Below are 4613 nucleotides of genomic sequence, written 5' to 3'. Positions count from 1 at the left end.
AGAGGAAGAGGAAGAGGAAGAGGAAGAGGAAGATAACATCGTGCGCGTCATGAAACATTTCTGGTTGGCGGCCCCTAGGTCGCAGGCCCGTTAGCATCCTGTCATTTTACCCGCCGGCGCCGCAAAAGCCCAGCCGGGAGCGGCGATAGGCTCTCCCGCCGCCGGTTGTGGCAGGCGCGCCGTTAGGAGATTACTGGCCGTCCAGACCGCGTATCGGCTTGACCGACGCCCAGGATTTACACGACGGGCAATGCCAGTACAGGCTGTGAGAGGTGAACCCGCATTTTTGGCAGCGGTAACGGGGTTTGGTGTGGATCTGTTCGCCGACCATATCCCGCAGCGTCTGCAAACTTTCCTTGGCGCGACCGTCTTCCGCCTCGCTGAGGTGGAAATTCATCAAGCGGTGAAACATGCGCATCGTCGGATGCTGGCGCAATTGCTGATTGATGTAGCCCTGCGCCGCTTCCGGGCCCTGTTCACGTTCAATAATATCGGTCAACAGCAGCTCCGCCGACGAGCCGGTATCTTCTTCTACGCAGCGTTTGAGAAAATCCGCCCAGGCGCCCGGCTGCCCCAGCGCCTGATAACAGTCCTGCAGCATCGGCAGCGTTTCGCTGACCATTTCCCGATCCTGATCCAACACCCGCGTCAATTCGCCGACCGCGCCGGCGTAATCTTGCTGCGCCATATAAATTCTGGCGCGCATGATAGACACCCGCGCGCTATTTTTATCCGCCGACGCCCCTTTTTTCAATAACGCGACGGCGCGATCCATATCGTCACTGCCCATAGCCTGGAGCGCCAGCTCGCAGTAAAAATGGGCGATCTCTTCCCGGCGCTGCTCTTTACCGAGCTTCACCAACTTTTCCGCGACGTCTATCGCCTTCGACCATTCGCTGGTCGCCTGATGGATTTGCAATAGCAGGCTCAAGGCGCCAAGCCGGAAGTCGTCTTCGTTCACCAACTGGCTGAACATGTCTTCAGCACGATCGTAAAAGCCGGCCGCCATATAGTCATGGCCAAGCTGCTGTATCGCCAACAGCCGCTGCTCAAAGGTTAACGAGGTGCTCTCCATCAGCGCTTGGTGGATGCGGATGGCGCGATCGACTTCGCCGCGGGAACGGAACAGGTTCCCCAGCGTCAGATGCGCCTCGACGGCGTTGCTGTCCTCTTTTAACATATCAAGGAACAGGTCTACCGCCTTATCCTGCTGATTGGATAGCAGGAAATTCACCCCTGCCACATACTCTCTGGAAAGACGGTTCGCTTCCTGCTGTTTATCCTGCTGCGCGCTCCTGCGCCCCATGTACCAGCCATAGGCGGCGGCCACGGGCAGCAACAGAAACAGCAGTTCTAACATAATGCGTTATTCCTTAGGCGCAACGGCTGGGGTGCTGGTGGGGACGGAGGGAACCGTTTCCACCGGCGCAAGCTGCTGTTCGAGCCGTTTCACTTTGCGCTCGGCCCGCATTAGCGCTACACGCGTGCGCAACCAAAACAGGCCGCAAATGACCCCGCCGGCGGCAAACAGTGAAGTGAGCAAGGTTGACACCCGAAATTGACTCTGAGCCAGCAGATAGTTGAAGGTCACCACCTGATCGTTGTGCGCGCCAAAGGTAACGGAGATGATAAAAATCACCAGCACCAACAAAATTATCAGAACATATTTCACATGATTTCCTGCAAGCCGTGTTAGTCGTATGTTCAGACGCTTAGCCCATCTGACACGGTTAAATTACCATTTCCCCGATAATGAAGGAAATTTTACCCTACGCTCGGGGACGTTCCCTCCCGGCGGCGGCAATAAATGCACACGCTGAATAACTACTATAGGGCCGGCGCAGGGAAAACCCAACCGCTGGCGGTGCTTTTCTCTTTGCCGGCTAAGCGCAATCACCCGCCTGCGGTTTCATCAACTGCGCGAACGAATATCCGGCGCTTCTTCCGGTATCGGGGTCAGCGCGCCGATTGAGCGCTGCACCAGCCAACACGCCAGGGTAATGACCAGCCAACCGACGGCGATGCCCATCACCACATCCCGCGGCCAGTGCATGCCGAGCGCCATTCTGCTGACCATCACGCCGCTGGCCCACACCATCAGCACCGCCGTGGAAACCCTATGCCGGCGCGGCCATAGCAAGCCTACGGCCAGCAGCGCCCAGCTGGCGGCGAAAACCGTATGGCCCGAGGGAAATGAAAAGCTGGTTTCAACGCGCCAATGGCGTTGTAGCCACGGCGGAATCAGTTGCTGTTGTTGCAGCTCCCGCGCCAACGCCACAGCGCGCGCCTTGCGCGGCATAGCGTAAAACGCCCGATCGTCGAGCACATAATGCTTATCCAGCCAGACCACGTAAGGCCTGGGCTCCTGCACCCGCTCTTTGATAAACGACTTCATCCCCTGACCGATAAGCAGCGTAGCGGACAAGATCACCGCCAGCCACAGCGCCGGCTTGAGACGATAGCGCAGGCACCAGAGAAACCAGCCTATCAGCAGCACGCTGGTCAGGGTGCCCCAGGGCGAGGTGACGGTTTGCGTCAGCCAATACCACCCTTTCAGCCAGCGGTAATCACTTTCCGGCCGCCATTGCCAGCCGCCCACCCAGAGTAGCAGCGGTAAGATCATCATCAGCAGCGCGCCCGCGCCGGTACGTTTTGCAATTTCAACCATTGAATTTCCCTTTTGCCGTTCGCCGCCCGGGTGCGCGACGGCCGCAGGCAAGCTTAACAGAAAGCGCCCCAAACAACGGCTAATGGCGTACCGGTTGCGCAATTTATCGCCAATTAACCGCAACAAATCCCGTCATAGGGTAAATTTATGGCAAAATAGCCCCCAGAGGATGATTCCGAACGACACCCCTACTTAGCGAAGGCTGGTCAAACACCGCAGCAAGCAGTAGGATGCGCGTCATCATTGGGTTTTGGAGAGCAACATGCAGCTTAAACGTGTGGCAGAGGCCAAACTGCCGACACCCTGGGGAGATTTCCTGATGGTCGGCTTCGAGGAAATCGCCACCGGGCACGACCATCTGGCGCTGGTGTATGGCGATATTACCGGTCCGGCGCTGGTGTTATCGCGGGTCCATTCCGAATGCCTTACCGGTGATGCCCTGTTCAGCCTGCGCTGCGATTGCGGCTTCCAGCTGGAGGCGGCGCTGAGCCATATCGCCGAGGAAGGGCGCGGCATTTTGCTCTACCACCGCCAGGAAGGCCGCAATATCGGCCTACTAAACAAAATTCGCGCCTATGCCCTGCAGGATCTGGGCGCCGATACGGTCGAAGCCAACCACCAGCTCGGCTTTGCCGCCGACGAGCGGGATTTCACCCTGTGCGCCGACATGTTTAAATTATTGGGCGTGGAAAGAGTGCGTTTGTTGACCAACAACCCCAAAAAGGTAGAGATTCTGACCGAGGCGGGCATTAATATCAGCGAACGCGTGCCGCTTATCGTTGGCCGCAACCCGAAAAATGCCCGCTATCTGGATACCAAGGCCGCCAAAATGGGCCATTTGCTCAACGGCCCCGCCGAATAGGCGCCGGCGCCGGGCGCGGTAACGATGACCGGCCGCGGTACGCGGCGCAAGAGCCGGTGCTAACGGCAATAGCGGTTGCAGGTCGCCATCCAACCCGCGCCGTCGGTAAGCGACAGACGGGCGTTGCCCGTTTCTCCCTCCCCTGAGTCGCCTGGACCCACTTCTCGCCACAATGTCCCCGGGGTAATCACGCATTGCCCCTAAAGGGATTTAGACATAAACACGCTTAACGGATCGTCCGTGTAGTGGGGAAAAGCTTCGCAGCGCGCATAACCACAGCGGCGGTATAGCGCTATGGCCGGCTGCTGGTGAATACCGGTTTCAAGCCGCAATTGATGGCAGAGATCCGTTGCCGCAAGCCTTTCGAGACGGGCGATAAGTTGCTCTCCCAGCCGCCTGCCGCGGTAGGCGGGGCGAATGTATAGGCGTTTGATCTCGCCAAAGCCGCCACCCTGCAAGAGCACAGCGCCGCAGCTGGCAGGAAAACCCGCTGCATCATGAGCGATAACGCAGCGGAGACGATCATTGTCAACGGTGGAAAAGTCCAGGCAATGATTGCTTTCGGCGGGGTAAAGCCGACTCTGAAAAGCATCCAGCTCACTGACCAGCACGCTTAACGCACTATGGCCTTTATTGATCTCGGTGATGTGGAACATGTATTACCCTCATGTCTTCGCCCGCCATTGTGCCTCCCCTCGTATGAAGAACGTGGTGATAAACTCGCCGCTTTGCCGTGAAAGATGAGGTCTTGTCGTGTGAAAGGATAGTCAAGCGCGTCATGGCCGGTCCACGCGGTTGTCTAGTCGTAGCCTGCCTCCGGGGTCCCCTGGTGAAAGACCAACTGCCAACGTTCACCTTCGCCGCGCAGCCAATAAGAAGCGCGCAGTACGGCGCGGCTACCCTCCGGGTAAACAGTCCTGTAACGCAGTATGGCACTGTTTTCTCCCGTCTTCAGGAGCGTAAAATCAGCGCTGAGGATGGCCGGCGCCTCTTTTTCCCTCACCAGAGAGGCTATCGTTTCTGCGCGGTTAACGTAAGCGTACGCCCAGCGCCGTCTGTTAATTCCCCATCAAGTTATTGAAG

At 57.9% G+C, this 4613-nt stretch carries 6 protein-coding genes; 1 reads left to right on the top strand and 5 read right to left on the bottom strand.

Going from position 1 to position 4613, the window contains the following annotated elements; translation table 11 throughout:
• Positions 1–190: 190 nt before the first annotated feature.
• The 3 genes from lapB to pgpB all read right to left on the bottom strand — a co-directional run bounded on the left by lapB (position 191) and on the right by pgpB (position 2668).
• Entirely contained in the window at positions 191–1360 is a 1170-nt protein-coding gene (lapB, locus tag ACMX3H_RS19910) for a lipopolysaccharide assembly protein LapB (RefSeq protein ID WP_415211885.1), read from the bottom strand.
• 6 nt (positions 1361–1366) lie between these two features.
• The gene (locus tag ACMX3H_RS19905) at positions 1367–1672 is read right to left on the bottom strand and encodes a LapA family protein (RefSeq protein ID WP_415211886.1); all 306 of its coding nucleotides are present in this window, start codon (positions 1670–1672) and stop codon (positions 1367–1369) included.
• Positions 1673–1912: 240 nt separating this feature from the next.
• Positions 1913–2668, bottom strand: coding sequence for a phosphatidylglycerophosphatase B (pgpB, locus tag ACMX3H_RS19900; protein WP_415211887.1), 756 nt, complete (start codon positions 2666–2668; stop codon positions 1913–1915).
• A gap of 262 nt (positions 2669–2930) precedes the next feature.
• Between pgpB and ribA the strand changes: the two genes are divergently transcribed.
• Complete coding sequence (ribA, locus tag ACMX3H_RS19895; protein WP_415211888.1) at positions 2931–3530, top strand: GTP cyclohydrolase II; 600 nt, start codon at positions 2931–2933, stop codon at positions 3528–3530.
• A gap of 200 nt (positions 3531–3730) precedes the next feature.
• Here ribA and ACMX3H_RS19890 read toward each other — a convergent pair whose 3' ends face one another.
• A complete protein-coding gene (locus ACMX3H_RS19890) occupies positions 3731–4186 on the bottom strand; it encodes a GNAT family N-acetyltransferase (protein ID WP_415211889.1) in 456 nt (151 codons plus the stop codon).
• A 143-nt stretch (positions 4187–4329) separates the two neighbouring features.
• Positions 4330–4533 (bottom strand): hypothetical protein, encoded by a 204-nt coding sequence (locus tag ACMX3H_RS19885; protein ID WP_415211890.1) that lies wholly within the window; start codon positions 4531–4533, stop codon positions 4330–4332.
• Positions 4534–4613: the final 80 nt, after the last annotated feature.

It is taken from the genome of Sodalis sp. (in: enterobacteria) (assembly GCF_047607725.1).
In the GTDB taxonomy this organism is placed as follows: domain Bacteria; phylum Pseudomonadota; class Gammaproteobacteria; order Enterobacterales; family Enterobacteriaceae; genus JBLKSS01.
This window is presented reverse-complemented; position numbering and strand designations above follow the sequence as displayed.

Excerpts from the sequence above, each read along its gene's own strand:
- lapB (WP_415211885.1), bottom strand. The coding sequence starts at position 1,360 with ATGTTAGAACTGCTGTTTCTGTTGCTGCCCGTGGCCGCCGCCTATGGC.
- pgpB (WP_415211887.1), bottom strand. The coding sequence starts at position 2,668 with ATGGTTGAAATTGCAAAACGTACCGGCGCGGGCGCGCTGCTGATGATG.
- ribA (WP_415211888.1), top strand. The coding sequence starts at position 2,931 with ATGCAGCTTAAACGTGTGGCAGAGGCCAAACTGCCGACACCCTGGGGA.
- ACMX3H_RS19890 (WP_415211889.1), bottom strand. The coding sequence starts at position 4,186 with ATGTTCCACATCACCGAGATCAATAAAGGCCATAGTGCGTTAAGCGTG.